This is a genomic window from Acinetobacter lwoffii, assembly GCF_024129735.1.
Classification (GTDB): domain Bacteria; phylum Pseudomonadota; class Gammaproteobacteria; order Pseudomonadales; family Moraxellaceae; genus Acinetobacter; species Acinetobacter lwoffii_H.
Map to the genome: position 1 here is coordinate 1 of NZ_JAMXXK010000115.1, position 788 is coordinate 788.

Consider the following 788-nt stretch of genomic DNA (forward strand, 5'->3'; position numbering starts at 1 on the left):
TAGATCTCTTTCATAAATCAAAAAACGATCTTCTTTTTGGTTAATATTTGCACTCCGGATTTCTTAGCATTCGTGCATAATCTGCGGATGAAATACATCGATTCAAACAAGCTTTCTGATCCTCAGTTCAAGCGATACACAGGCATCTCATGGTCAACTTTCTATTTGATGGTTGAGCAATTGCAGAAGCATGTCTCTGCCAAAGGCAGATCGCCCAAGTTAAGCCTGGAGGATCAGGTTCTGCTCTGTCTGAGCTATTAGCGGGAATACCGAACCTTATTTCACGTTGCGACGAGTTACGGGGTTTCAGAGCCCACAGCCTCAAGAATTGTCCGTCATGTTGAAGACTGCCTGATTCGGTCCAATCTGTTTAATTTACCCAAAGATTTACCCGAGGGCGAAGGCATCGACTGGAATGTTGTGATCGTGGATGCCACGGAAATTCCAATCCAAAGGCCTAAAAAAACAGAAGAAAAGCTATAGCGGTAAGAAAAAGACCCATACCTTTAAAGTACAGGCCATGATTCACTACAAAACTCAGCAAATTCTGAGTTTATGTACCAGTCGCGGTGCAGTGCATGATTTCGAGTTGTTCAAACGCAATTTAAACCATATTCCTTTTGGGGCTTTTATCCTTGCAGATAAAGGCTATCAGGGGATTTATGTGTTGTATCCGAATAGCCTGTTGCCATTAAAAGCCAAAAGACACTGTAAATTGGATCCTGAATTGAAAATCTATAATCAAGAAATCAATAAAAGAAGAATCGGAATTGAGCATGTATTTGGCA

At 41.1% G+C, this 788-nt stretch carries 1 protein-coding gene and 1 pseudogene; both read left to right on the top strand.

Annotation, left to right across the window (positions count from 1 at the left end; genetic code table 11):
* Nucleotides 1-273: 273 nt before the first annotated feature.
* Nucleotides 274-483 (top strand): annotated as a pseudogene (locus NI469_RS15900) (transposase family protein); the annotation flags it as partial.
* The coding region (locus NI469_RS15705) for a transposase family protein (RefSeq protein WP_253175661.1) at nucleotides 431-788 on the top strand (358 nt) is incomplete at its 3' end. The pseudogene NI469_RS15900 and the gene NI469_RS15705, both read left to right, overlap by 53 nt.